The 24,684-nt window shown below is 41.0% G+C and carries 22 protein-coding genes; 5 read left to right on the top strand and 17 right to left on the bottom strand.

Annotated features, from left to right (window positions below):
• The first annotated feature begins 151 nt into the window (after window positions 1–151).
• Complete coding sequence (locus NYE25_RS22160) at window positions 152–571, top strand: hypothetical protein (protein WP_341146832.1); 420 nt, start codon at window positions 152–154, stop codon at window positions 569–571.
• A gap of 36 nt (window positions 572–607) precedes the next feature.
• Here the strand turns inward: NYE25_RS22160 and NYE25_RS22155 are convergent, their stop codons facing one another.
• The 8 genes from NYE25_RS22155 to NYE25_RS22125 form a co-directional block, all read right to left on the bottom strand.
• The gene (locus NYE25_RS22155; protein WP_341146831.1) at window positions 608–1,522 is read right to left on the bottom strand and encodes a polysaccharide deacetylase family protein; all 915 of its coding nucleotides are present in this window, start codon (window positions 1,520–1,522) and stop codon (window positions 608–610) included.
• The gene (locus NYE25_RS22150; RefSeq protein ID WP_341146830.1) at window positions 1,494–2,816 is read right to left on the bottom strand and encodes an MFS transporter; all 1,323 of its coding nucleotides are present in this window, start codon (window positions 2,814–2,816) and stop codon (window positions 1,494–1,496) included. Before NYE25_RS22150 ends, NYE25_RS22155 begins: the two co-directional genes overlap by 29 nt.
• A 189-nt stretch (window positions 2,817–3,005) precedes the next feature.
• Complete coding sequence (gene dcuC, locus NYE25_RS22145; protein ID WP_076286678.1) at window positions 3,006–4,421, bottom strand: C4-dicarboxylate transporter DcuC; 1,416 nt, start codon at window positions 4,419–4,421, stop codon at window positions 3,006–3,008.
• Between the two features lie 33 nt (window positions 4,422–4,454).
• A complete protein-coding gene (gene rihC, locus NYE25_RS22140) occupies window positions 4,455–5,375 on the bottom strand; it encodes a ribonucleoside hydrolase RihC (RefSeq protein ID WP_076299953.1) in 921 nt (306 codons plus the stop codon).
• Window position 5,376: 1 nt separating this feature from the next.
• Window positions 5,377–5,823, bottom strand: coding sequence for a GNAT family N-acetyltransferase (locus tag NYE25_RS22135; protein WP_076286680.1), 447 nt, complete (start codon window positions 5,821–5,823; stop codon window positions 5,377–5,379).
• Window positions 5,824–5,874: 51 nt separating this feature from the next.
• Window positions 5,875–6,219 (bottom strand): PfkB family carbohydrate kinase, encoded by a 345-nt coding sequence (locus NYE25_RS31330; RefSeq protein ID WP_340973710.1) that lies wholly within the window; start codon window positions 6,217–6,219, stop codon window positions 5,875–5,877.
• 99 nt (window positions 6,220–6,318) lie between these two features.
• Window positions 6,319–8,700: a phosphoketolase family protein gene (locus NYE25_RS22130; RefSeq protein WP_341146829.1), complete on the bottom strand. Its 2,382-nt coding sequence runs from the start codon at window positions 8,698–8,700 to the stop codon at window positions 6,319–6,321.
• Window positions 8,701–8,935: 235 nt separating this feature from the next.
• Window positions 8,936–9,124, bottom strand: a complete 189-nt coding sequence (locus NYE25_RS22125) for a hypothetical protein (RefSeq protein WP_042184077.1) — start codon at window positions 9,122–9,124, stop codon at window positions 8,936–8,938.
• A 234-nt stretch (window positions 9,125–9,358) separates the two neighbouring features.
• Here NYE25_RS22125 and guaD point away from each other — a divergent pair, with 234 nt between their 5' ends.
• Both guaD and NYE25_RS22115 read left to right on the top strand, forming a co-directional pair.
• Window positions 9,359–10,723: a guanine deaminase gene (gene guaD, locus NYE25_RS22120; protein WP_341146828.1), complete on the top strand. Its 1,365-nt coding sequence runs from the start codon at window positions 9,359–9,361 to the stop codon at window positions 10,721–10,723.
• Between the two features lie 38 nt (window positions 10,724–10,761).
• Window positions 10,762–12,114: a uracil-xanthine permease family protein gene (locus tag NYE25_RS22115; RefSeq protein WP_042184073.1), complete on the top strand. Its 1,353-nt coding sequence runs from the start codon at window positions 10,762–10,764 to the stop codon at window positions 12,112–12,114.
• 52 nt (window positions 12,115–12,166) lie between these two features.
• Here the strand turns inward: NYE25_RS22115 and NYE25_RS22110 are convergent, their stop codons facing one another.
• On the bottom strand, window positions 12,167–12,508 hold the full coding sequence (locus NYE25_RS22110; protein WP_341146827.1) for a nitrous oxide-stimulated promoter family protein: 342 nt from the start codon (window positions 12,506–12,508) through the stop codon (window positions 12,167–12,169).
• Window positions 12,509–12,704: 196 nt separating this feature from the next.
• On the opposite strand from NYE25_RS22110, the gene NYE25_RS22105 reads away from it, so the two are divergent.
• Window positions 12,705–13,187, top strand: coding sequence for an RNA polymerase sigma factor (locus tag NYE25_RS22105; RefSeq protein WP_076299957.1), 483 nt, complete (start codon window positions 12,705–12,707; stop codon window positions 13,185–13,187).
• Complete coding sequence (locus NYE25_RS22100; RefSeq protein ID WP_076286684.1) at window positions 13,184–13,792, top strand: zf-HC2 domain-containing protein; 609 nt, start codon at window positions 13,184–13,186, stop codon at window positions 13,790–13,792. Before NYE25_RS22105 ends, NYE25_RS22100 begins: the two co-directional genes overlap by 4 nt.
• Before the next feature lie 83 nt (window positions 13,793–13,875).
• Here the strand turns inward: NYE25_RS22100 and NYE25_RS22095 are convergent, their stop codons facing one another.
• From NYE25_RS22095 to NYE25_RS22060, 8 genes are all read right to left on the bottom strand, one after another.
• Complete coding sequence (locus tag NYE25_RS22095; RefSeq protein WP_371915751.1) at window positions 13,876–14,532, bottom strand: 2OG-Fe(II) oxygenase; 657 nt, start codon at window positions 14,530–14,532, stop codon at window positions 13,876–13,878.
• 209 nt (window positions 14,533–14,741) lie between these two features.
• Window positions 14,742–16,562 carry a cyclic nucleotide-binding domain-containing protein gene (locus NYE25_RS22090; protein WP_341146826.1) on the bottom strand — a complete coding sequence of 607 codons (1,821 nt, stop codon included), beginning with the start codon at window positions 16,560–16,562 and terminating at the stop codon, window positions 14,742–14,744.
• 12 nt (window positions 16,563–16,574) lie between these two features.
• The gene (locus tag NYE25_RS22085; RefSeq protein WP_341050887.1) at window positions 16,575–17,198 is read right to left on the bottom strand and encodes a hypothetical protein; all 624 of its coding nucleotides are present in this window, start codon (window positions 17,196–17,198) and stop codon (window positions 16,575–16,577) included.
• A gap of 144 nt (window positions 17,199–17,342) precedes the next feature.
• Entirely contained in the window at window positions 17,343–18,026 is a 684-nt protein-coding gene (locus tag NYE25_RS22080; RefSeq protein WP_042184055.1) for a Crp/Fnr family transcriptional regulator, read from the bottom strand.
• Between the two features lie 326 nt (window positions 18,027–18,352).
• Complete coding sequence (locus tag NYE25_RS22075; protein ID WP_339244288.1) at window positions 18,353–19,894, bottom strand: glycosyltransferase family 39 protein; 1,542 nt, start codon at window positions 19,892–19,894, stop codon at window positions 18,353–18,355.
• A 29-nt stretch (window positions 19,895–19,923) separates the two neighbouring features.
• Window positions 19,924–21,984, bottom strand: a complete 2,061-nt coding sequence (locus NYE25_RS22070) for a glycosyltransferase family 2 protein (RefSeq protein WP_341146825.1) — start codon at window positions 21,982–21,984, stop codon at window positions 19,924–19,926.
• Window positions 21,981–23,369 (bottom strand): sugar phosphate nucleotidyltransferase, encoded by a 1,389-nt coding sequence (locus NYE25_RS22065; RefSeq protein ID WP_341146824.1) that lies wholly within the window; start codon window positions 23,367–23,369, stop codon window positions 21,981–21,983. The genes NYE25_RS22070 and NYE25_RS22065 overlap by 4 nt, the downstream gene beginning before the upstream one ends.
• 425 nt (window positions 23,370–23,794) lie before the next feature.
• Window positions 23,795–24,220 carry a hypothetical protein gene (locus tag NYE25_RS22060; protein ID WP_341146823.1) on the bottom strand — a complete coding sequence of 142 codons (426 nt, stop codon included), beginning with the start codon at window positions 24,218–24,220 and terminating at the stop codon, window positions 23,795–23,797.
• Window positions 24,221–24,684 lie beyond the last annotated feature (464 nt).

Raw genomic sequence — 24,684 nt, 5'->3', positions numbered from 1 at the left:
ATGAAATAAAACCTCTGAGATGGATATTTACGTATAACGTTTTCTCATCCATTTTTTGGACTTTCTTTTCATATTAATGATGAACCCGCACAAGCAACACCAGAATATCTGAGTAATATAGAATTAAATAGACCAATGAGGTGATCCACAAATGTCAAACAGAGCAAAAATTCGCAAGCGAGCTGAACAGCTCAAGGGTAGACCTGTGTGCGTTACGCTTCATGATGGACGTACGTATGTAGGATGGATAACTGGCCTCGATAAGGATGGATTGACTCTCTCCAAACCACGTAAAAATAAAAATAAAAACAAAAAATCAAAAAAACACTCTTCTTCCCGCTCCCGGAAAGCGAACGTATCAGGACTCATGCCATTATTCGGCTCACTTTTCGGAATGGGAGGAGGGGCTGCTGGCGCTACCGAGGCTGTAAGTTCAGGCGCTTCAGGATTCGGTAGAATTATGGGCTTCGTAGGGATGATCCAAAGAACAATGCCGGTTGTGAAAATGGGCTACAATATGATTAAATCTATTTCCCCATTCTTGAATGGACTAAAGGGTTTAATGGGATAGTCAAAAGACACCCCTCAAGGTGTCTTTTATTTTCTCTCATGAACTTATCAGTTTCTTCAACAGTCTCCCCGCAGATTTTACCCGTGGGCGCTTTAAATGCTCCTGTACATAGCGATAGTCTGTTAATTCAACACTAGCATCACGAATCGCATAGGTAAAATCATCATCAAAGGGTAGACGGTATTCCCAGACTCGCTTCTCCCAATGTGGTATATTTGCAAGCATCCACGGATCGTCGATTCCGGGATGAATATAGGTTTCACTAACACCATCAGGTAGCGAATACATCTTGGCGATAATGGATTGTTTGAAACGATCGTACGTCTCACCCTCTTCCACACCAAAAGGATGCGACAACAAGTAATCAGGAATCGGGACTCCAAGTGTATCGGCCAGCCCGGATCCAAGTGCAACAGGACGTTCAATATTTTTCAGCGATCCTAGAAGAGGATCCTCTGGATGGATGTATCGAAAGAACCGTGATGGCAATCCCCAGCGCGAAATTCTCCACAACGTCTGCGGGAGCAAGCTGCGTCCCGTTTCCATGCCATATAAACTTCCCATATGGTTGTCTACATGACTAATCACTATTCCGGATTGTTTCACTCTCTCATACTGCGCAACAATCTCCTTCAGCACAGCTTTTGTCTGTGCCCCCTGCTCAAACTCTTTTACCGTCTTATATTGATGCCCGCCATCGTCATGTAGTGAAGAGTTCCCCGTCAGGCTGCTCCAGCGTAAAGCCTCAAACTCACTAGTCATCGTCAAATGAAGGCCCACATTTCGTTGTTGCCTACGGCTACACCATCTAGCCGCCTCCTCGAATCCAGGGGCCACCGCCATTATCGTCGCTGAAGATACTTTTCCCTCTTCTAATAGATGCATAATCGCCTGATTCATGGCAGGGCTTTGCCCAAAATCATCACAATTGATGATTAATCTTTTGCTCATAGTCAGCATCACCTCTCAATTGCCCCGTAAATGTAAATTTAATAGTAAAAGATATGACAACAGATATCGCTAGCAGACATAACGGTACCACGCTTATTAAATACCGGAACGTTGCTTCTGGATCAGACCCTGGGTCATCGCCACCCTTGTAACCAAAGATCATCCCTACAATGAAAAAAGCCAGCGCCGAGATTAATCCGCTCGAGCGAGTGATGAATCCACTTACCGCGGTATAGATGCCTTCTCTTCTCAGACCTGTCTTCTCCGCATCCTCATCAATAATTTTGCCACCTACGATTGCCGGGGTTACTAGAAATCCTGCTAGTCCGAAACCAACAACAATGCCAGCGGCCACACCACTTACAAGATCATACCCAAACCATAGCGGAATGACAGATAAAGCATATAGGATAAGCGATAGCCGCCATGCCTTGACCCCATCCATCTTACGAATAATCCAATACCACACGAACACTAATGGAATGACCGAGACAAAGACAGCCGCGAGCATAATAGACACTTGTGCTTCTGAAATATGTAGAACATATTTTGCATAAAAGGGAATCATCGAGCTTACAAGTCCATTAACCGTTTGAGCAAAAGAATTCGAAATATTAAACACCCAGAACTTCTTATTTCGAACCGTCTCCCGAAAAGCCGGGATGAGCTTCAACGGTTCAGTCTTAGTGGTCTCTTTCTTCTCTTGGACATTCATCATACATAAAAACATAAATACGCCGAAGACACAGGCATACACAATAGCCATATTAGAGAAGTTAATTGCTGCAAATAGGATGGGCGTTAGAGCCGTACCGATTAACAGAGCAACCACTTGATACCCTTGCTGAATCGCCGATGCTTTTGCCCGAATACGATCTCCACGGAAGAGCTCCGGGAGCAGTGCGCCATAGTTCACCCACAAGACCGTAGCGACAGCCTCATAGAAAATAAGCGTCACTAAAAACCAAGTGAAGAGTCCATTCTCGGATAAACCGCCAGGGGGAGAGAACACCAGCACAAACGCCAGCATAAATAACGGAATCGAGCCGAACACCCAAGGTCTACGCCGACCATAGCGGGTATTTGTGCGGTCTGACCAGTATCCAAACAGCGGATTATTCACCGCATCCCAGATCAGAAAGATTGTTCTGGCCAGTGTAGCAAGTCCAATGCCCAAGCCCAATTTCTCCACATAAAAATAACTGTAAAAAGAACTAAAAGCCTGACTGGGAACCATCATCGCAAACATCCCTAAAGCAAAGGTGTACGGCGAGTTCATCCATTTATGCTTCACTCACATACCTCCCATATAGTAATCATCTAGTTGTAATATATTACCACAATCTCTGGGAGTGTAGGGATAAAAAGTCTAAGAAATAGCGAAAGGGGATGTCCTAATAGCCATGAACATTGGCTATGGAACATCCCCTTCTGAATACTTAATGGAGCCAGAACAGCAGCTATGCTACGCCGGATATCCTAGTTATAAAAATACGATCATGGACAGGATGAACATAAAGACTACACCCACAAGCATTGGCACAGATGTGCGTTTTACAATCTCAATCGGATTCTTCTTAACGGAGCCAGCTACAATAAGAACAACGGCCGCGACTGGAGAAACTGCTCTAAACAGGTTACCTGCAAGACCCATTGGCACTGTAACTGCAATTGGGTTAATACCCGCAGCGTTAGCAAGAGGAACCAATAAAGGAATCATCGAATAGAAGAGCGCCGTACCGCTACCGCTCAAAATAACGATTAGAGCAGTCAAGGCAACGAGAATGAGTGGAAGAATAAATCCAAGGCTGGAACCGTGAATACCAGTCATCGCTGTTTCCAAGGATTCAATAAGTCCAATTGATTTCAATCCAGTAACGAATACAGAAGCCGCAACCAGCAGAACAACAATTGGAACCGCGCTGCCCATGCCTTTAAAGAAATGCTCTGTACCATCTAACACTTGCTTTGCATTCCTTTTACGGATTAATTCACAAACAATCGCAATAGCGAAAGATAATAAGGCAACTACCTCAACGCTTATATTAATAGTCATACTAGATGCAGATTGAAGTATAAATACTACGATCAAGAACAGGATAGGAAGCACTGGCAACAAAGCGTAGACCGTTGTAAACAGCTTTCCACCTTCCACTAGCTTAACATCCTTTAGTTCAACTTCTGCGTGTTCTGTGTCGACGCCCATCTTTTTATCCATACGTTTTTGCCAGAAATAATGTACAACAGCCATTACTAATAATGTAGGGATGGAGACTAACGCGTGGTAACGGAATACATAATCTGTTACGGTCAAACCTGCATACTCAGCATATTGTGCTAATTCAGTTGCAATTGCCACGTTATCCCCACCCATTGGCGTTGGTACGATGGTCGCAGATGTAGCAATAATCGCAGCTGCGGATAACGTTGACATTCCAGCTTTTTTCAACACAGGGAATAATGTTGCAAGTAAGATTATAGCCAGGTTTGAGGCACTAGGTATTACAAGAGACAACAAATTTCCTAGCAAAAAGACTACTGGCACAAGAATATATACCGATTTAATTTTACCTAGTGGTTTCGTTAATACATTGACGGTCACATCATTCGCATTAATATAGGACATGTATGCTGTATATCCACCAAGAATAAGAATGATAAAACCAGCAGATGTGAGTGACGATTTAAACTGGTCCGCTATGGCTACCAATGGATCTAACCATACAGCACCCGAAGATTCAAACCCTTTAGCACTTATTCCATTACCCATTAGTATTCCAATGAACATTAGAACAATACCAATGAAGAATAGTGTAATCTTAATATCCATCTGCTTTATTAACATATATACAATAATAACAATCGCCAGAATCGCAGAGCCGTACATGATTATGTCCATCGCGCTGTCCCCCATTTAGTTGGTGTTAGTTCGTTAGTTGCACTTTCTCAAGCTATCTAATAGCCATTCTCGAAATAATTGCTGATCGATATCAAGACACACTTTGGCATTATTAGGTCTACCTAAATATCCTTTCAAATCAACGATTGTAGTTCCTGCTGTCATACTGCCGTTCAGTTCGATATCCACGTGAGTCTCAACCGTTTCAAACATTTCTGGTTTTAACAAATAGGCAATGGCACAGCTATCATACATTTTTAACCCGGTCTTCATGCTGCCGCCACGGTACCGCTGAAAGAGGCTGTGAATCATTTTCCCAACATCGTTCATGTTTTCTAATTGGGCAGAGTCTTCTGGTAATACAAGCGCTTTCCATCCAACGTCTAAACCAGCCATAACAATCGGAAGTCCACTATCAAACACAATTTTTGCAGCTTCCGGATCCACATGAATATTAAATTCAGACATTACCCCCATATTTCCTCTGGAGGCTGATCCCCCCATTAGAACGATATCTTGAATGTTATTTTTTACCTCGGGATAAATTTTCAACAATAATGCAATATTCGTAAGCGGTCCAATCGGAACAAGCGTAATCGGGGTTGTACTTTCTTTAATCACCTTATACATGGCATTAACTGCATTCTCTTCAAGCAAAAGATCATTTGTAGGTTCTTCAAAATCAAAACCTTCCATTCCGCTAACACCATGCACATTACTCGCATCTTGAGGTGTTCTAATCAGCGGGGCAGCCGCACCCATGGCAACGGGAACTTCCTTTTTAAAATATTTCAGCAGCTTTAATGCATTGTTTGTTACTTTGTCTACGCCCACATTCCCTGCTACAGTTGTGATTAGCTTGACATCAAGTTCTTCACTATACAAAGCAATAGCTATAGCTACTGCGTCATCAATCCCAGGATCTGTATCAATTATAATTGGTCTTTTTAACATATTATTTATCCTCCATCGGGTTATCAATTTTATATGATTTATCTACAAATTTAACCATTCCGTGGCCAAAATCCTGATTAGGACGTTGAATAAATCCGAATTTCTCGTAGAATTTCTCTGTATTCGGCGTAGCCATTAAACCTATATATGCGTTCTCGCACGCTTTTTCCTGAATGTAATTCATTAAGGAATGCATAATAGTATATCCAATTGATTGCTTCTGGTATTCAGGATCAACTACTACATCCTTAATGAAGAACACAATTCTATCGTCACCGACAATTCGACCAATACCAATTGGTTTATGATCATCGAATATAACAACTGAAAATAGCGTCTTCTCTAAGGCCTGTGCGACATCTTCTAATGAATATTCTTGAAAATCCACTTTTCGGCGAAGCTCAGCATACATCTGTGGTGTTAATGCGTTTGGTTCTTTTCTTAGCATTAAAGAATCGCCTCCTAGTATACCCTCAGCCCATGAATTGTTTCAGCTCTTTTAATAAAGGCATCCCTCCTTGAGCACCGACCCTGCACCCATGGTATCTACTGTTTGAACCTCTGGCGCTTTGATGAAAATATTTTCTCCATTTTTGTAATAAATAATTCCATCTTTTCCGTTTGTGACAATTAGCTTTTCTTTGTACTTTTCGCGAAAACCAAGGGACTTCATAAGCATTTCTGCTTCTTGCTCGTTTGGAGAAATAATGACGGATGAGACTCCTGTTGAGGTATGTGGAACCGGTTCCACATTCTTAAAAAAAATATGATTCCTCTTTAAGATGCGACAAGTATATGTGATTTTATGATTGTCCAAATCTAGGTAACCGGTTACATATATCATATGAAATCGCATTCATTCTGTCAAAGGTAAAAATTATCATAAAAAGTAAAAGACACCCTAAGATGTCTTTTACTTCACTACACCCGTTACACCATGTTTTTATTTCAGTGGCTTCCACACCCAGTTCTCTATTTCTGGTAAATCATTTCCCTCTTCACGAATGTATTGATGATGTTTCTTAAGGATCGCATCCATTTCATCCAAGATGGTCTTATGTTCATCCGCATCAGGCAAGCTGAGAATAGTCTCCTTCGTCAGGTCAAAGCGATCCATCTGATTCAATACACGCATATCGAATGGAGTTGTAATGTCCCCATTCTCACGGTATCCATGTACATGCAGGTTATGGTTATGACGCTCAAAGAAAAAGTCTCTAATCAGACCTTCATAACCGTGGAAAGCGAAGATAACAGGTTTGTCTTTTGTAAAAAACTGATCAAACTCTTCGTCAGATAAGCCACGAGGATCCTGTTTTCGACTTCTTAGTTTTAATAAGTCCACCACGTTGATATATCGAATCTTAAGTTCAGGCAGTTTCTCATGCAGTATGGAGATTGCTGCCAAGCTTTCAATTGTTGGTTCTGTACCTGCAGAAGCAATGACAACATCCGGCTCTCCACCTTGATCGGTGCTTGCCCAATCAATAATCTTCAGGCCTTTTCCAACCAATTCTTGTGCTTCGTCAGCACTAAACCACTGTAGTCGCGGTTGTTTGGACGTAACGATTAGGTTTATTTTTTGACGGTCGTTTAAGACAGTATCAAAGACAGCCAGCAAGGAGTTCGCATCCGCAGGTAAATACTCACGGATAAATTCAGACTTCTTGTCAGCTAAGTGACCTAATATCCCTGGATCTTGGTGAGTGTAACCATTGTGGTCTTGTTGGAATACGGTTGAAGTTGCCACCACATTTAAGGATGGGATATCTGCACGCCAGCTTTGATCCTTTGCCTTACGCAGCCATTTGAAATGTTGAGTAATCATAGAATCGACTACACGCAAGAAAGCTTCATAACTTGCAAAGAAACCATGACGGCCAGTCAACACATACCCTTCAAGAAAACCCTCTGCCTGATGCTCGGACAATTGAGAATCGATAACACGTCCATAAGATGAGAGAAATTCATCATTTGGTTCCTTAATTTGATCCAACCATTGCCGTTTGGTTACTTCAAAGATAGGTCCCAGACGATTAGACATCGTTTCATCCGGTCCGAAAATTCTGAAATTGCGATTTCCTTCGTTAAGAGAAATAACTTCCTTCAGGTATTTACCCAGAACGGACATATCTTGTGCAATAACTTGACCTGGTACGGAATTGTCAAGCGTAAAGTTGCGGTAATCTGGCAAATGCAGGTCTTTAATCAGGTTGCCGGCGTTAGTTACAGGATTCATAGCCATACGGCTGTCTCCTGAAGGCAGGATCTCGGCAATTTCAGCTTTCAAACGGCCATTGTCGTCGAATAACTCTTCCGGTCTATAGCTGTTCAGCCACTCCAGCAACGCTGGCGCGTATTTCATATTTTTTTGGTCAACCGGAATTGGCACCTGATGGGCACGGAACGAATTTTTAATGGGCACACCTTCCCATTGCTCTGGACCTGTCCAACCCTTAGGAGAGCGGAAGACCAGCATTGGCCAGACCGGACGAGTAAGATTATTGTTCTCACGCGCATTTTTTTGAATCTCTTCAATTCTTTCGACGATAGTATCGAGCACCTTGGCCATTTCTGGATGCATTAGATCAGGATCTTCACCTTCAATAAAGAATGGTTGCCACCCCATACCTTTAAAGTAGGCGGTAATTTCTTCTTTCGATTGACGAGATAAGATCGTTGGGTTACTGATTTTGAATCCATTCAAGTGCAAGATCGGCAGGACCGCACCATCGGTAACTGGGTTGATGAATCTGTTGGAGAACCATGAAGTAGCTAGTGGTCCAGTTTCAGCCTCGCCATCGCCAATCACAACAGCCGATATCAAATCGGGATTATCCAGTATGGCACCGACACCATGAGAAAGAGAATAACCTAATTCACCGCCCTCATGAATAGAACCAGGTGTTTCAGGAGCGGCATGTGAAGCAATCCCACCTGGGAATGAGAATTGTTTGAACAATTTCTTCATACCTGTGATATCTTGCGTAATCTCAGGATAAATTTCCGTGTAACTACCATCCAGATAGGAATTTGAAACCATAACCTGACCACCGTGACCAGGACCTTCAATATAGAACATGTTCAAATCATATTTAGTAATTACACGGTTCAAATGGGCATAAATAAAATTTTGGCCTGGAATAGTGCCCCAGTGTCCGATGGGCTTAATCTTTAAATCTGCATCCTTCATCGGCTCCTTTAACAACGGGTTATCTTTCAAATACAGTTGACCTACGGAAACATAGTTAGTAGCACGCCAATAGGCATTGAGTTTTTCTAAATAACCTTTTGATGAGTAATCACATTCCATGGATAATACCATTTTTCCACTCCCAATTTTTTTTTTTTGCTTTTACTTTGCCATATTTTAAATATCTTTAAAAATATAGAGACACTTTTTTCGATAAGGTTATGCTTGATCGCTTAACTCTATTTTGTACAAAACAAAAAAAATAAGACCGAGAAAAATTCCCAAGTCTTACTCTTAGTGACCGATATCTATAATGGAATTAGGGCATAATTTCAACCGGATGGATCGGATTCTAGAAATCTGTTCGTTATTTTCGACGGCGAATGTTCATGCGATTATACATCACTAAACCGGCTATGACCATGCCCAGCGTACCTATACTACTCGCTACTTCAGTCTGCATACCAAACAAAATACATACGTTAGTCACCAGGCTTCTCGTAAGCAACGCGACAATAATTAGCATGATCGGACGCCAAAAGTTATATCTTCTCATTTCAGTAACACTCCTAATCCATTTTTCTTAAGCGCTTAACCTAATTTATCTATATGTATTATAGCATAAGTAAGTAACCGCATACATTTTACGAAATGCTAACAATTATGATCTAATCAGAGCATAATTCAGCGCCCAACCCTTTCATTCGTTCGACTTTAGGTATAGACTTATCATTTTTTACGGATTATAATAACAAACGAACACCAAAAGACGAACATTAAGGCGGAAATCATGACTGAATATATGCAAATATTCCTAGGCACTTCATTTTCAAGCAAATCACCAAAGGAAATTCAAATTTTAAAAGACCATCTCTACTGCATTAATACAGATGGAATGATAGAAAAGATCGTTTCACCAGAAGAACCCGACTATCAAACTTTACTAGCTACTTATCAAGGCCAAGACAACTTCCATCGATTAGCTGAAGGTCAGTATTTTTTGCCTGGCTTTATCGACTTGCATGTTCACGCCCCGCAGTGGGCTCAATCTGGAACTGCATTAGATATTCCACTCTATGATTGGTTAAATACGTACACCTTCCCACTGGAGTCTAAGTTTTCGGACCTGGATTTTGCTAAAAAGGTCTACGATGATGTGGTTGATACTTTACTTGCGAACGGAACTACTACAGCCCTTTATTTTGCAACGATGCATAAAGAAGCCAGTTTACTATTAGCCCAAATATGTGCGGATAAAGGGCAACGCGGACTCGTTGGAAAAGTGGTAATGGACGACCCTCAAGGAAATCCAGAATACTATCGCGACACTGACACCGACAACGCACTTAAAGATACAGAAGAATTTATACTAGCGGTAAAAGAACTAGCCAAATCTACTAAGCAAGGCGTTTATCCAGTAGTGACACCTAGGTTCATTCCTAGCTGTACGAATGAGGCTTTGCAAGGTTTAGGAGACTTAGCCGCCAAATATGATACTCATATTCAATCGCACTGTAGTGAAAGTGATTGGGCACATGGTTATGTACAAGAACGATTCCAGAAGAACGATGCTTTTGCCTTGCATGATTTCGGTCTACTCCGTGATAAATCTGTAATGGCACATTGTAATTTTTTAGAAGAAGACGATGTAGAGTTATTTGCGGAGACAGGAACGGCTATTGCGCATTGTCCGATATCAAACGCTTATTTTGCCAATAGTGTCATCCCTATCGCTCATTTCCACTCCAAAGGTGTAGAGATTGGTTTAGGGTCTGATATTTCTGGAGGTTTTTCACCTAGTCTCTTCGATAACATAAGACAAGCTGTAATGTCTTCAAGAATGCTAGAGGATGGCGTTAATCCTTCCCTTCCTGCACAAGAGCGTGGATTACTAGGATCACGGATTAAGATTGATGAAGCTTTCTATCTTGCTACTGCTGGCGGTGGTAAAAGTTTAAGCTTACCTATCGGTCGGATACTAGAAGGCTATACATGGGATGTTCAAATTATTGATACGAAATTACCTTCGGCTAGATTGCCTATTTTTGATGGGAATGAAGATTTAGAGGACGTGTTTCAAAAGATGATGTATTTAGCTCGACCTGAGAATATCCGTGAAGTCTGGGTACAGGGTGAAAAGGTTCATTCACGTTAAGGATCGATAAAACTAGAAAATATAAGGTGGGCATCTGAGTGGAAACACAAGCAAACGTACAAGATCAAGCGCCATTGAAGTCACAACTATTAACCGTTCTACCCGATGAAAAAGTTTCCTTCGGTAAATCCATCATCCTAGGCTTTCAACATGTATTGGCAATGGACGTTTATGTAGTTCCTTTCCTGATTGCAATGTTAATCGGCTTACAACCGAATCAGTCAAGCGCGTTGATTCAATCTACCTTTATTGCTGCTGGACTTGCAACGATTGTGCAGACTTATTTCTGTATGAAGCTTCCTATCGCGCAAGGTCCATCTTATGTTCCGCTTGGTGCGATTGTCAGTATTTATGCCGCTAGTGGCGGCGGGGAGCTGGGTTGGAGTTCCGTGTTAGGTGCCAGCTTAATCGGTGCGGTTCTAGTTATTATTTTGGGCTATGTCGGGATCTTTAATAAAATCGTTAAGAACTTTATCCCGCCCATTGTAGGTGGTACGATCATATTCATAGTTGGTCTTTCTTTATTACCTGTTGCTATAAGAGACAATATCTATGGAGCTTCAGGCGCTTCAATCAATCAGAACGTTTTGTTAGCCCTTATTTCAGCAGGTACACTCCTTTTATTCGTGATTCTCGGTTCTATGTTCCGTAATAAAGGATCGATCTTCCGAATTATTTCCGTCATGATGGCATTAGTAGTTGGATGTATCTCTGCTAACTTGATGGGTGTGTTAGATTTCTCAGCGATTAGCAAAGCGAACTGGTTTAGCATGCCGCGTATCGCTTTTGTAGATTTCGGATTCTCGTTCAACTTTTCGGCTATTATCACCATGGTTATTATTTATCTCGTACTGCTAGCTGAAACAACAGGTACCTGGTTTGCTGTCAGCAACGTAATCAATAAACCTTTAACAGACGAACATATTAATAAAGGGGTTATCGGTGAGGGGATTGGCTGTCTTATTGCTTCTGCACTCGGTTCAACACCTGTTACAGGCTATTCTACCAATGCGGGCATTATCTCCATCACAGGTGTTGCCTCCCGCCGGGTTTTCCTCGCAGTAGGAGGATGGTTTGTCCTCTTCGGTTGTTCTGGTAAATTAGCTGCTCTGATCTCTTCCATTCCATCCGCTGTAATCGGCGGCGTCTTCGCTATCGTCTGCGGGATCATTGCAATTAATGGTGTGCAGGTGATGAAGAACGTAACGATTGGCGAGAAAGAAATGTATATTATCGCAATACCGATGATTATCACGTTAGCTTTAGTACTCATTCCTGGCGACTACTTGCATTCCTTACCTTCATTCGTGCAATATTTATTGGGCTCACCTATCCTAGCGGCTTCATTGGCAGCGATCTTATTGAATAAACTACTGCCAAGTGGAAAATAGAACGAAAAATGCTAGATCTTAAAACGGGCATCAATTGATGTCCGTTTTTTACTTATTTCCTCAGCTTATTGGGTAATGGAATATGCCTAATTGACTCAATGGGATGATACAGTAACATCCATGGACCTGAAAAACGCATAACCCCTTTTATTTTTTGACGATACTCCGGTTTATAACAATGAATAGGGCATTTAGCACAAGCCGTTTTCACTTCCCCGAACTTACAATAAGCTAACCTCTTCAGAGCATAATCGTTTAAATCCTGACATTCGTTGCAAAGCCCCTTATGGTGATGTTTTTTCTTACAATATATACGAATCATTTTCGTGACAATATCTTGTTCTTTTTGAATTTTAGGACCTTCATTTAACTGTCGGTTCACCTTTATTGTCATTTATGAGCCCCCTTGTAACTTATACAATAAGATCTCATCTAATTATAGAGGAAAAGCAGTCCTTCTTTTTTTACATTTTTAAGGATTTTTATCATACTACACACCCAAGGCGTTATTTCGTTATACTCATAATTATTTTAGAAAGGCTGTAACGTTTATAGCTTTTTACGGATATATAAAGTGAGGAGGTGAACGGATGCAGGACAAAGAGGAATTATACAGGGAATATTCAACCCAAGTATATAAATTCGTATTTAGCTTTTGTCATAATCACTTACTGGCAGAAGAAATCACCCAAGAAACCTTTTATAGAGCTATAAAGTCCATACACAAATACGATGGAACCTGCAAAGTATATGTATGGCTTTGTCAGATTGCTAAGCATGTGTGGTATCAGGAACTGGACAAGCAGAACAAAAGGAAGACTTGTGAATTAGAAGACCCTCCTTTTTCTAACGCAAATTCAACAGAAACTGAGTTCATTTTAGCTCAAGACAAAATGGAGTTATTTAAACAGCTTCATTTACTTGATCCAAATACCAAGGAAGTATTGTATCTGCGTTTGACCGGAGAATTCAGCTTTCGGGAAATTGGCGAAATTCTCGGAAGGGATGAAACCTGGGCAAGAGTTACCTTTTACCGTGGAAAACAAAAATTAATGAAAGGAAGATCTTCATGAAATGCGAGATCATTCAGGATTTATTGCCCTCCTATATCGAAAAGCTAACCTCTTTACATAGCAACGAAGAGATTGAAAAACATCTGCAAACCTGCGAAAGCTGCCTTCAGTCATATAACGAAATGACTGCAACAGCAAATCTAAACGTGCCTATTGTTGATAAAGAAGAGGTTAACAAACTTAATTATTTTAAAAAGGTGAAATCAAAAAACATAAAGGTAATCGTCCTTTCCATCTTATCGGTAATCATACTGGCTGCAGCTCTTATTGGACTTTTTGTAATTGGCTTCCCTGTGTCCTCTAAAGATGTGACCATCGATTATCAGAAGACAAAGACTCATTTGGAGGTTCATCTGACTTTGGAAAACGGCAAGGACTTGGTGTTCTCAGGAAAAACCAAATTTATCCGCGATGAAAATAATAATGTGATCGGTTCCGAAACTAGGTATACCCCTAGAGGCTTGATTCACAATCCCTTTGATGATGTAGGAAAAAAAGTTATGTTGGGGACGGAGATTCAAACCGATCTGGATTTTCCAAACAAATTCATCCTTGAATTCAAAGATAAAACTATGACGTTCATTAATGGCGTTTTGGTGGAGTAGACATTGCCGTTAAAATGAAAAAAGACACCTTTTAAGGTGTCTTTTCTGATACTCCATGTGGAACTTAGTATCTGTTCATACCTCTATGATGAGCGAAGGACTTGTCTTCTCATCCACATCGTTGCAACCCACTTTTCGCCTTTGATCACTGGCGTACCTGCATGCAAGGTGGACTCGTTTAATTCATGATTATCGTAAAAATATTCGAAGTAGACCGCCATACCTTTGTTAGGACTCACTGTTAAATTAAGCATAGGGAAAGCTGTTTCTCCACCTTCCTCTACATCATTCAAATACATCACGAGCGTACTAATTCGATTATTGCTACTTGCTCGACTCGTTTGTGTGAAGAAATCATGATGGGGTAGATACTCTTGGCCAGGGATATACAGCAGAACTTGCAAGCCATCACCATGCTCGATAGGAATATTCATAATTTGAGAGAATCGTTTCTCGATTCTTGTAACCGTCTCATTCTCCTCACAGAACACACCACTGCTCGTTCTAATTGGATTGACAGCATGGTCTTCACCAATTCTTGAACGTTGCAATCGTTGCCTAGAATATTCAATTAACTCATTACACTCCTCATCGCTAAGCACATTTCCTAGCAAGACAACCAGCGGTTCCTCATACTTGGCAAGAATTCGAATCTCTCGATCTTCTGTCTTAATCGTATTTCCAGCATGATCAAATATCGTCCGTTCTTTGTCTGTCGCATTCCCTGTCGTATTCCCTATCATCCTTATGCAGCTCCCAAGTTATAACATCCATCGCAAAAAATATACCATAAAATGGTTTTATTTGCTTGATTAACTTCAGAACATCAAAAGGCTTAGAAAATCAGCCCATTGTTTGCTTATATCGCATTTTTCATTGATACGTAGATAGCATAAAAAGCTCCGTTCCTCTAGGAATGGAGCTTTTGGATCTACGTCAGAGTTAATTATTATTTAACCCTTAATGCTTGGCCACAGCGTGCACAGTAGCGGGTACCCTGAGGAGACAATGACCCGCAGCCTTCACAGTAAAGCTCCTGCGTCATGGGCTTCACTTGATCGTCATGCCTTATCGCCTCATGCGTGGTTGGATTCAACATATTCAATGCATGGAACTCCTCTTTTCTTCCCCTACGAATAAGTGAGAATAATAAATAGAGCCCTATAAACCCGACTACAGCCATAGCTCCCGCCTTCATCAGACCCGATTCAAAGTGATAATTCCATAGTGCATGCATCACGACTGCTGCCAAAAACATCTCCATTGCACGTAGCCCTCTCGTCCACGGCTTACCGTCCCCCAAATTCGAGTGCTTATGCATGCTGCTTGCATACCAGATACCCACAGTTGCAATCGCAGTCCATGTTCCATGACCGAATGGCGATAATAATGCTCTCATCCATAGGACGGCGAGCATCCCAAGTGAAGAGGCTTCATCTATATGCACCCATCCATAAATAATGCTTTCCACTGCAGCGAATCCCATTCCTGCTGCGGCACCAAACACCACTGCATCCATCAGAAAATGGATTTTTCGCGTTCGAATGAGCATCACACAGACTAATAATTTTGCAGTTTCTTCTATTAGAGCTACAGACAAAGGTACGTAAAACTGCGAAAAGTCAAAAGAACTTGCTTTTACTTCAAAAAGCCAAATCCGCTCTAAATACCAAGCCAGAGGGATAGCAACAATTGCGGTAGACACAAAAACTAGACCAAGCCTCCTCTGACGAAAGCCTATTAACTGCTGATTTCTCACAAAAGCTACGAATGCTAGGGGACCCACCACACCTCCAACAATTAAAGCGGCAATCTTCCACCATTGGCTATGAAGGAACAGTGCCAAGAAGGATAAGACAAGGAATCCACCAACCAGCCACAGCAACTGGTTAATCCAATTGTCTTTGGCTTTAGGTAGCGATTCATTATCCTCGATAATAGACTCCTCGCCAAAAGCAATTGTAACTCTCTCCATCAGATGGGGTGTTCGTATATTTAGAACCTCTATGAGTTGTTGACGAACCGGAGCATAATAGTCAAGTATAGTTAAGAATTCTAACTTACCCATGATCAGTAATTCACTATCTTCTACCGCGATCAACGTGTGCGAGGAAACCGTGTCTGTTAGTAACTCTGTCTCTCCATAAAAATCCCCTTCACGAAGTACAGTCTTGCGTCGCTTTTGGCCATGAAGTTCGATACTCCCGCTACTAATCATGAGAAATTGATCCATTACCGCACCTTCTACGATAATCTCTTCGCCCTTCGTTACTTTCTTGATCGTTGTAATCTCTGCAAGACCCCGAAGTTCAGCATCAGGGATGACCGACCAAATTGTCGCTTTGCGAAGCATACTATGGATCATTCGGATCCGTGTATTCACAAGTACACTCTCATAAAATAGCGGACTCAGCTTCGCCAAATATTCGAACGAGGAACGGTCTAGACGCAACGCTTGTACTGGCCCGATTGCCGTAACACTAGCTGATCTTTGTACGTTCCGAATCAGTCCGATCTCTCCGACTAACTCTCCCGGTCCAAGTTCAGCTAAGAGCAGCGCCTTTCCAACTAAGTTCACCGAGGTGACTTGCACTTTCCCTTGCCATATAATGAAACAGTCCTTAGAGGTGGACTCTTCCATAAGAAGTCGTTGTCCATCCTCTAAAGACATAAGTTTTATAGCGTTAATTACATTTCGTAGCTCATCATCAGGAATACCTCGTAATAACGGATGGTCACGTAGAAAATCGACTGCAGCACTTGGTATCATAGGTTTAACTCATCACCGCATATTTCCAATAACACTACTTCTGGAATCTTGCATTTTTTTAATAAAATTTGTCATTGTATCAAAAGCTTCGTTACGTTTATTCGTTAGACTTTGCAGGCGCAGCATGTCCATTTGCTGACTATTACTTGCACTATCAATCTGTGATTTGATTTGTCCCAACAGATTCTCAAGTTGCCCTTTTGTTTGCGGTATAGCCATACTCATAGCAGTAAACATGGCCCCCTGGTCATCTGCCAGCTTTACAGCAGCGTTGACCTCGGCACCTGAAGGAAGCTTCGCTAGCTCTTCATTGATCACTCCTAGCAATTGATTCAGTTTTGAGATTGTTTCATTCTTGGCTTGTACGGATGCGATTTGATCTTTCAACTGATCCTCTAACATACTTGCACGATTCGACTGTACAGCCATCATTGCTGCTTCAAGATCCATGCCCTGAATGTTAACCTGTGTCATACCACTCATATCAACGCTACCTACCGAATTTTGCGTGGCATTTCCATTCAGGGCATCCTTAACAGAGTTATACACCGAATTGTTATATAACAAAGCCCCTCCTACGATAATCCCCAGTACAAAAGTACCTGACATAGATAAAACTAATTTTTTCACGCTCATTTCATTTCCTCTTTTCATTTATGGATGATCATTGCGTCATTGCGATTAACAAATCCAAATATGCGCTTTCTTTGTTAATATTGTTATATCATTTTGGGTAATTAATGGTCTGTAACCCCAATTACAATTTCCAAATACTCGAACTCAAATTACATCAAGTATATTTCTAAGTCTATCTATGTTGCACACGAGTATTTTCCTCTGATCAATACGTATTAACTGCTCATCCTGTAATCCAAGCAATGATTTTGTCACGGTCTCGCGCGCCGTTCCTGTCATATCCGCCAGGTGTTGATGCGTCAGCTTCAAATCGATTAGAACACCCTCATCAGAGGGCACTCCATGCTGTTCTGTTAGACGCAACAACACGCGAGCAATGCGCGTACGCACGTCAATAACGGTCAAGTCTGTTATTAATTTATTGGCATCACGTAGACGATCTAACGCTGTTTCCAAAATGCCGATTAGTATTTCCGGATTACTTTTTAATAAGGGTATGAAATCGCGTTTTTTCAGAATACATAAGGTGGATTTCTCAATGGTTCTTGCAGACGCAGAACGTGCTCTTTCATTTTGCAATAAAGCCATCTCTCCAAAGAAATCACCTTCTCTAAAAATAGAAAGGATTACATCCCTAGAGTGGTTATCTTGATAGATTTGAACAACTCCAGATATAACCAGATAGAGTTCCTCTCCCTCTTCACCTTCAAAAAAGATGGACTCTCCCTTTATATAAGTACGCTCGCTACATAACTTGGCAATTTCAGCTAAATATTCATCATCAAGATGTTCGAAGAATGGGAAATCTCGTAACAGTTGTGGGTTCATCTTCAAGAGCAGCCTCCAGTGCATCATTTTATAATTTCTATTAGGCTTCAACTCTAGCAAAAGTTTTGATCTTTAGGACCATTCTTTATTGTAATACTTTTAAATTAAGATAAATAGTGACTGTAGTCATCAAATTATCATGTGACATTTTTACATTTTCTGGATTAATAATCCTGGCAGGATATGCTTTTCTACAAGTCTTTAGACAGGTCATAGAAAGCAAAAAACCACATCCTCATGCGGATGTGGTTTTGGGTAGAGGCGAGGGGATTTGTTGTTGATGATAAGCTTAGGACTTAGGAGGTGAAGGATTCATTATTTCAAGCCTACTTCACCTTATATAGTTTCCAATAACCATTAAACTCTTGATACAATGTAGTCCACTCTGCTCCATTTTCATAGAGATCCGGATACTTTTGGTTCACTCCATCTATGGACAAAACGGCTTTCGGGTTTGGAAGCAGGATAAAATCAATGTTATGCTCTGCAGGATTTTCAAGCGATTCTACAAAATCATCATCACTTGTTATAACGAAGTTTTTAGGATTGCTGCTGCCCATAATAATTCTAAAGCTGCTGAATGAGTCTGTAAGAATCATCTGGTTAGGCACGTTTTTATTAATGAATGCTGTTACCGCTGCGCCAGCTTGTTGTTCTTCAAACAGCTTATTTTGACGGAAAGCCTCATATTCATCGGATGCGATTTTCGGATTATTCATCATCATACCCATGACTACTCCGCTTATAAGCATCCCAATAATGAGCAGGGTTGATCCTACTTTACGAAATCTCATTTTGCTAATCTCGTAAGGAATCCACGCAACAACGATCGGAAATACATACATGTAGTATCGAATCCACGCTGCAGTCCCTCCCCTTAGCAAAAGAATAACTTGCATCGAAGGTATTGAGAGTGCAAGTATAAGCAGCATGAGAAAATCCCATCTGAATATTCGCCGCTCTATGATACGCATCACAAATATGATAATGAGCGGTATACTGAAATACCATAAACGCTCCGCAACGAAAATTAAAGTAGAAATAGGGTTATTAACCAGCGAAGTAAATTTCTCATCTTCCATTAATAAGGTAGCTTGTCCTAAATTCCCGTAGCTGGATGTCAGAAAGTAAAATCCATCCCCCATAATTGTATAGTTGAAGAAAATCCATAACAATCCTGAGAAAACAACCGGCGTTAATAGAAGAATCCACGTTCCCTCGACTTGCTGCAACCGCTCCTTCATTAATTCTTTTTTGGTCTGCATTATCCAGATAAGGACCGCTACTGCTAGTGCTGCCCCAAAAAATACAGTTTCGTAACGTGTCCAAAAAGCAAATGCAATTGCAATGGCTGCTATGACCAAAGGTCTTGCACCATCTTTATGCATCCAGAGCAGCATTTGGATCACAGCTATGTTAATGAAATAAATGAAGATAACCTCTGTTAGTCCATTAGCTCCATAATAAAAAATATACGGATTAAAAGCGTAAAGCAGTGCAAAGATGATGCTTAACCATTTGTTCAAACCGAATTGCTTTCCAGCCTTTACTAATAACGCTACAGTTAGAGCAGCAAATAAGCTGGAAACGATAACGGCAGCTAATCCTTCTGATGCAAGTGCTGGGAATAGGGGATAAAAAACAAGTAAAATCATCTCCATAAAACTCGGGAGAGGATTCCAGACAAACCCAATATTTGCAAGGCTCGGCTCACGACTATAAAGGACATAGAAAGCATTAGCTACACGGCTTGAAGCGTCTCCCGACATAAATCCATAAATGGATGTTAGGTAATATCCTACCCCCAACTCTAGTAACAAAACCAAAAAAAAGATAATATATTTTGATCGTTTCCATGTAACTGACATTCAATTCACCTATCCATTTATTTGTTGGCCTACATCGATGTATCCATTTTTGAATTTGCATGATGTGTATCCATTGTAGCGTGTCCGTGAGTCGTTTTTTCCCAATAAAATGGCTTGGTGACGAGTTGGATTGCCGCCTTAATTGCTGCGATACTCATCAACACCCAATAAATCGGCGTCAACAATGTGTATTTGATAAGTGAAAATGAAAATACTTTATTTCCTTTATTATGTAAATCTCTAGTTACCCAGTAAATACCAACAGTAAGACTATATACAAAAATAAAATTGCCAATAAACAATTCAAATGCGGCAAAATAATAAATTGGACCTGGGAAAAATAGAGGTATGATTTCCACTTTCGCCAAATACCATAACAACAGCATTGTCCAAAATATAGGGTTTAATAAAGGAAGCATGGGAGTTGCAAGCACCATCGCTTGAAAGCCAAAAAAGCCTTTTGCTCCGAGATCACGCCAAAGCTGAACCGGATTACGCATATGGACAAGCCATGTTTGCATATAGCCCTTAATCCACCTCGACCGCTGTCTAATCCAGTTGCCTGCTCGACTTGTTGCTTCTTCCCATGTTCTGGAATCAACAATAGCCGTCTTGTATCCTTCTTTATATAGTCGAACTCCAAGATCCGCGTCTTCCGTCACGTTGTACGGATCCCACGCATTAATTTTCTTCAATACATCCGTCTTAAAATGATTTGAAGTGCCTCCCAAAGGTATTGGAATATCCAGTTGCATTACTCCTGGCAGAAGCAATTCAAACCACATGCTATATTCATGAGTGAACCAGCGGGTTAGCAGATTTTGATTGCTGTTGTAATAATTAAGCTTTGCCTGTATGCAGCAAACATTTTCTTGACTCGCCTGAAAGGCAAGGTATACCTTTTTCAGTTGATCCGGATCCGGACGATCTTCCGCATCATAGATAACTACATATTCTCCTCTTGCCCGTATAAGACCGTAGTTGCAAGCTTTTGGTTTAGTCTTGGGCAGACTGTGCGGCACAACAAGCACCGTAAAGTAAGATGGAGGCTTGAACGTTCTCAGCAATTCCTGGGCTTCGACATCGTCCTCTTCAATTAGCAGCCTGACATCCAATTTCGATCTAGGATAATCTAAGTTTTCAATATTTCGAATAAGCTGTGGAATGATATTGCTTTCCTTATAGATAGGAACCAGTATGCTATATACCGGCAAGGCTCTCTCATCTATAGCTGCAATTTCTTCCTCCGTGTACCTAAGCTGAGCTGATTCCTTTGCCCCGTAGATTAAAATGGAATATTTAAAGACCGACATCAATAAATATCCGATTTGAACAACGATGTTAAATATGATTAATGTCCATAGCCAATCCCATATCAAACCGCCCACAAATAATACACCGGATATAAGTAATCCAATGGTTTGTCTTTTCGTAAACGTAATATGTGCGGAATCTTCTGGTTTTTCGGCTATAAGCTTATCCGTACTTTCCAACATGAGCTCCTCGACGTAAACTTCTTTCCAGAATAATTCCATCTCGTCTCTAGTTGCCATTACTTGTTCAATCGGGCTGTCCAGGTATCTTTCTAGTTCCCTCACCTGTTCCTGAGATAGAATGCTACTCACCGCTACCAAGTACCGGTTGAAATGTCTATTTAAAATAATCGCATTATAAGCACGGGCCATCGTTTCTGGCAATTTATGCTCCTGCTCAAATGAAAACTCCACGCCGATACGACCCATATTATTCTGAGTGGCAATGGCCCGATATAGCTGATCAGGTTCAATAAAACGGAACGATAACAAAATATCTCCCAGAATACCTCCACTTTTCTGTTGAAACAAAAGAGCTTGATCCAGCTGTTCTTGCGTAATCTGCCCTGTATTCACCAGCATTTCGCCTAGTCGTCCTTTGCTTGGAAGCTGCTGAGTGAATAATTGAATCGCTTCGCGATCCACACCTTCTAGTTTCATAATAATATCGCCTAGACGACCGCCAAATCTTGTCTGGTAATCGATAGCTTCTTGCAGCTGTTCGTTCGTAATTAAGCCTTCTCTCAACAGTGCATCCCCAATACGTACAGGCTTCATACGAATATTCTTCCTTTCCTTAGTAGCCTGTGCTCTTCCCAATCGTAGTCATATCTTGTTATGTCTTCTTCACTAACTTCAACACCAATTTGAACCTCAATCAGATCAAGGCTATCTATTGCTCTAATTGCATGTTTCGATCCACACTTAATATGAATCACATCCCCTGAACTCACAGTAAACCGTTGCTCATCAACAACGACATCCCCATTTCCGCTAATAATCGTCCATATTTCATCACGCTTCTTATGAATTTGGTAGCTAATATGTTTTCTAGCCCACACATGCACTCGCTTCGTAACTACTTGCTGGTCCATCTCATTTTTCTCTATATCAATCACACGGTACCATCCATAAAGGGTTTCTTCGTACATAGGCCTTGCAGAAATGGGCTTTATTAGCTCCTTAAGCTTGGGACTGAGTTTTTTATCCGCGAACAATATCCCGTCTGGACTGGCAGCGATAATTGCATTGGAAATCCCCATCACAACAATTGGAATCTGCAATTCATTGACGATATGTGTATTCACACTATCCTCACTTAGAATACCTTTCCCATTCAAGTAACTCGGCATCGTGGTTGTCCATTCATCCCAAGTTCCCAGATCACTCCATTTTCCTTCATACGGTTTCACGACAACGTTTCTTTCCTTCTCAACCACTTCATAATCAAAACTGATGGCAGGCATCTTATGATATTGAGTAAGAAGCTCCTCGTATTGCGTAGGCCATTGTGCCGCATCCAATAATTGAAGTAAATAGCCTAAGCGGAAAACAAATACCCCGCAATTCCAGAGTGCACCCATAGCAATCAATTGTGATGCTTCGTCTGAAGCAGGCTTTTCAACAAATCGGTCAATTGTTAACAAAGCTGCAGCTTCATCTGATGAATCGGGAAGTATATAACCGAACTTCTCTGAAGGATGCGTCGGTTTCAAGCCAATAAGCCCTATATTAGCTGTCGATGATTCAAATTCAAGCGCAAGCTGCCTAATAGCAGCAAAAAAGCCTTCATCTGCTTCAACATCGACAGGCATGACTACAACTACCTCATCTTCGTTCACATACCATTTCGTATGCAAAAAACTCGATGCCAGACATATTGCTGGGAAAGTGTCCCTCTTAACGGGCTCGAGCACCAGAGTAACATCATCGCCAAGTTGAGATTCGATAACCTCTTGCTGCACCCTGCTTGCTGCAATTACCGCCGAAGAAGCAAGATCATACTTTTTTAAGTTGTTCCATACTCGTTGAATCATTGAAGTTTGACTTTCATTAATGCCATTATCACTATTCATTACCTTTATAAACTGTTTCGAACGATAGTCGTTTGACAACGGCCATAATCGCTTTCCAGATCCGCCAGATAAAAGTATTATTTTCATAGTATTCTCCTTCTAGCTATTAATGAAAGATCAAATATCTCAATGAAAGGAACCTAAAGGCAGCACTATTAATCTAGTTTATTTGACGATACTCATCCAAAATGGCAAATAGCCGTAATCACATCTAGATAATTCATACATAATCTAACATATTAACCTTCCAAATACTAGAATTCTACATTTTCCTTAAAAAAAGGATCCTATTATACAAAAAAATATGGTCAAATTGTTACAAGGACTCTAGAGATTGTAAATAAAGCAAAAACCACATCCTCTTGCTGATGTGGTTTTGCATGGCGGACCCGAATCGTAGCTATGCGATATCACAATTCACCTGAGCTCAGAACCTGGGCAGCCTATTTACGTGTAACAGTTTGTAAAAATGTCTTATCTGCTAGCTTCAACAAAAAATGCAGCATCTATTTTCACGTCAGATTCGCACTTGACAAGAGCTCGTTATAAGTTGTAATCCGCGGCTCCTTAGAACCATAATAAAATGGGTTCGTAAAGGCGAGCAGCGTCCCCGCTTCATCACGAATGTCAAAGCGATACCAGTTATACGTTCCCTCTTCTAAAGCTATATTCCATTCCAGCACCTCAGGTACTTCTCCTGTGGCCGTTATAGATACATCCCTTACCGATTCAGCAATTCCGTTGTGGATCAGTGTCACTCGAGCGTTGACATCACTTGCTACGCTTAATGTGCAAGTCACCTCATGAGATGCTATTTCTCCTTGTTCCTGACTGAATGCAGCAGACAGGTCACAACCGAAGCGATAAGTATTACCACCAGCTTGAATCGATGCATCAATCACTGGACCGCGCGATACATAAACATGCCCATTTCGCACACCTTCTAATACTGCGCCTCACGATATAAATCATGCAACTCCTCCACATGCGATGTGGTTCGACTCAAACCGATCGTCGCCGGAGATTTCAAAAAATAAGTAATCTGCTCACGTATCCTATCAATCACAGGCTTCAGCTTATCTTACCAAACGTCTACCTCTTCAAGCTCTGTCCATAGCCGAACCACAACTGGATCATTAAAAGAGTTGATGACCAAACCCTCCAGTTGCTGATACTCCAATAATTATGTCCCAAATTGTTCGGTAATCATCTTTAAGCTTCATATTGTAATCTCCCAAGTTGATAAACTATGTCCTCAGCGTACAAATCATTTGATATGAAGTCAATAACTACGAAAAAAATTTTGGGAAATATTATAATATTAAACAAAACAAACAATCTACAATGATTCGAGTCTTAAGATCATAGAAAAAAAGCGACCCTGACCAAAAAAGCTGCCAAC

The organism is Paenibacillus sp. FSL E2-8871, assembly GCF_038000345.1.
GTDB lineage: Bacteria > Bacillota > Bacilli > Paenibacillales > Paenibacillaceae > Paenibacillus_AQ.
The sequence above is the reverse complement of the archived record's forward strand: the minus strand, read 5'-3'. Positions and strand labels throughout refer to the sequence as shown.

Coding starts and splice junctions, on each gene's coding strand:
- NYE25_RS22160 (WP_341146832.1), top strand. CDS start 152: ATGTCAAACAGAGCAAAAATTCGCAAGCGAGCTGAACAGCTCAAGGGT.
- NYE25_RS22155 (WP_341146831.1), bottom strand. CDS start 1,522: ATGAGCAAAAGATTAATCATCAATTGTGATGATTTTGGGCAAAGCCCT.
- dcuC (WP_076286678.1), bottom strand. CDS start 4,421: ATGGACATAATCATGTACGGCTCTGCGATTCTGGCGATTGTTATTATT.
- rihC (WP_076299953.1), bottom strand. CDS start 5,375: ATGTTAAAAAGACCAATTATAATTGATACAGATCCTGGGATTGATGAC.
- NYE25_RS22135 (WP_076286680.1), bottom strand. CDS start 5,823: ATGCTAAGAAAAGAACCAAACGCATTAACACCACAGATGTATGCTGAG.
- NYE25_RS31330 (WP_340973710.1), bottom strand. CDS start 6,219: ATGATATATGTAACCGGTTACCTAGATTTGGACAATCATAAAATCACA.
- NYE25_RS22130 (WP_341146829.1), bottom strand. CDS start 8,700: ATGGTATTATCCATGGAATGTGATTACTCATCAAAAGGTTATTTAGAA.
- NYE25_RS22125 (WP_042184077.1), bottom strand. CDS start 9,124: ATGAGAAGATATAACTTTTGGCGTCCGATCATGCTAATTATTGTCGCG.
- guaD (WP_341146828.1), top strand. CDS start 9,359: ATGACTGAATATATGCAAATATTCCTAGGCACTTCATTTTCAAGCAAA.
- NYE25_RS22110 (WP_341146827.1), bottom strand. CDS start 12,508: ATGACAATAAAGGTGAACCGACAGTTAAATGAAGGTCCTAAAATTCAA.
- NYE25_RS22105 (WP_076299957.1), top strand. CDS start 12,705: ATGCAGGACAAAGAGGAATTATACAGGGAATATTCAACCCAAGTATAT.
- NYE25_RS22100 (WP_076286684.1), top strand. CDS start 13,184: ATGAAATGCGAGATCATTCAGGATTTATTGCCCTCCTATATCGAAAAG.
- NYE25_RS22090 (WP_341146826.1), bottom strand. CDS start 16,562: ATGATACCAAGTGCTGCAGTCGATTTTCTACGTGACCATCCGTTATTA.
- NYE25_RS22085 (WP_341050887.1), bottom strand. CDS start 17,198: ATGAGCGTGAAAAAATTAGTTTTATCTATGTCAGGTACTTTTGTACTG.
- NYE25_RS22080 (WP_042184055.1), bottom strand. CDS start 18,026: ATGAACCCACAACTGTTACGAGATTTCCCATTCTTCGAACATCTTGAT.
- NYE25_RS22075 (WP_339244288.1), bottom strand. CDS start 19,894: ATGTCAGTTACATGGAAACGATCAAAATATATTATCTTTTTTTTGGTT.
- NYE25_RS22070 (WP_341146825.1), bottom strand. CDS start 21,984: ATGAAGCCTGTACGTATTGGGGATGCACTGTTGAGAGAAGGCTTAATT.
- NYE25_RS22065 (WP_341146824.1), bottom strand. CDS start 23,369: ATGAAAATAATACTTTTATCTGGCGGATCTGGAAAGCGATTATGGCCG.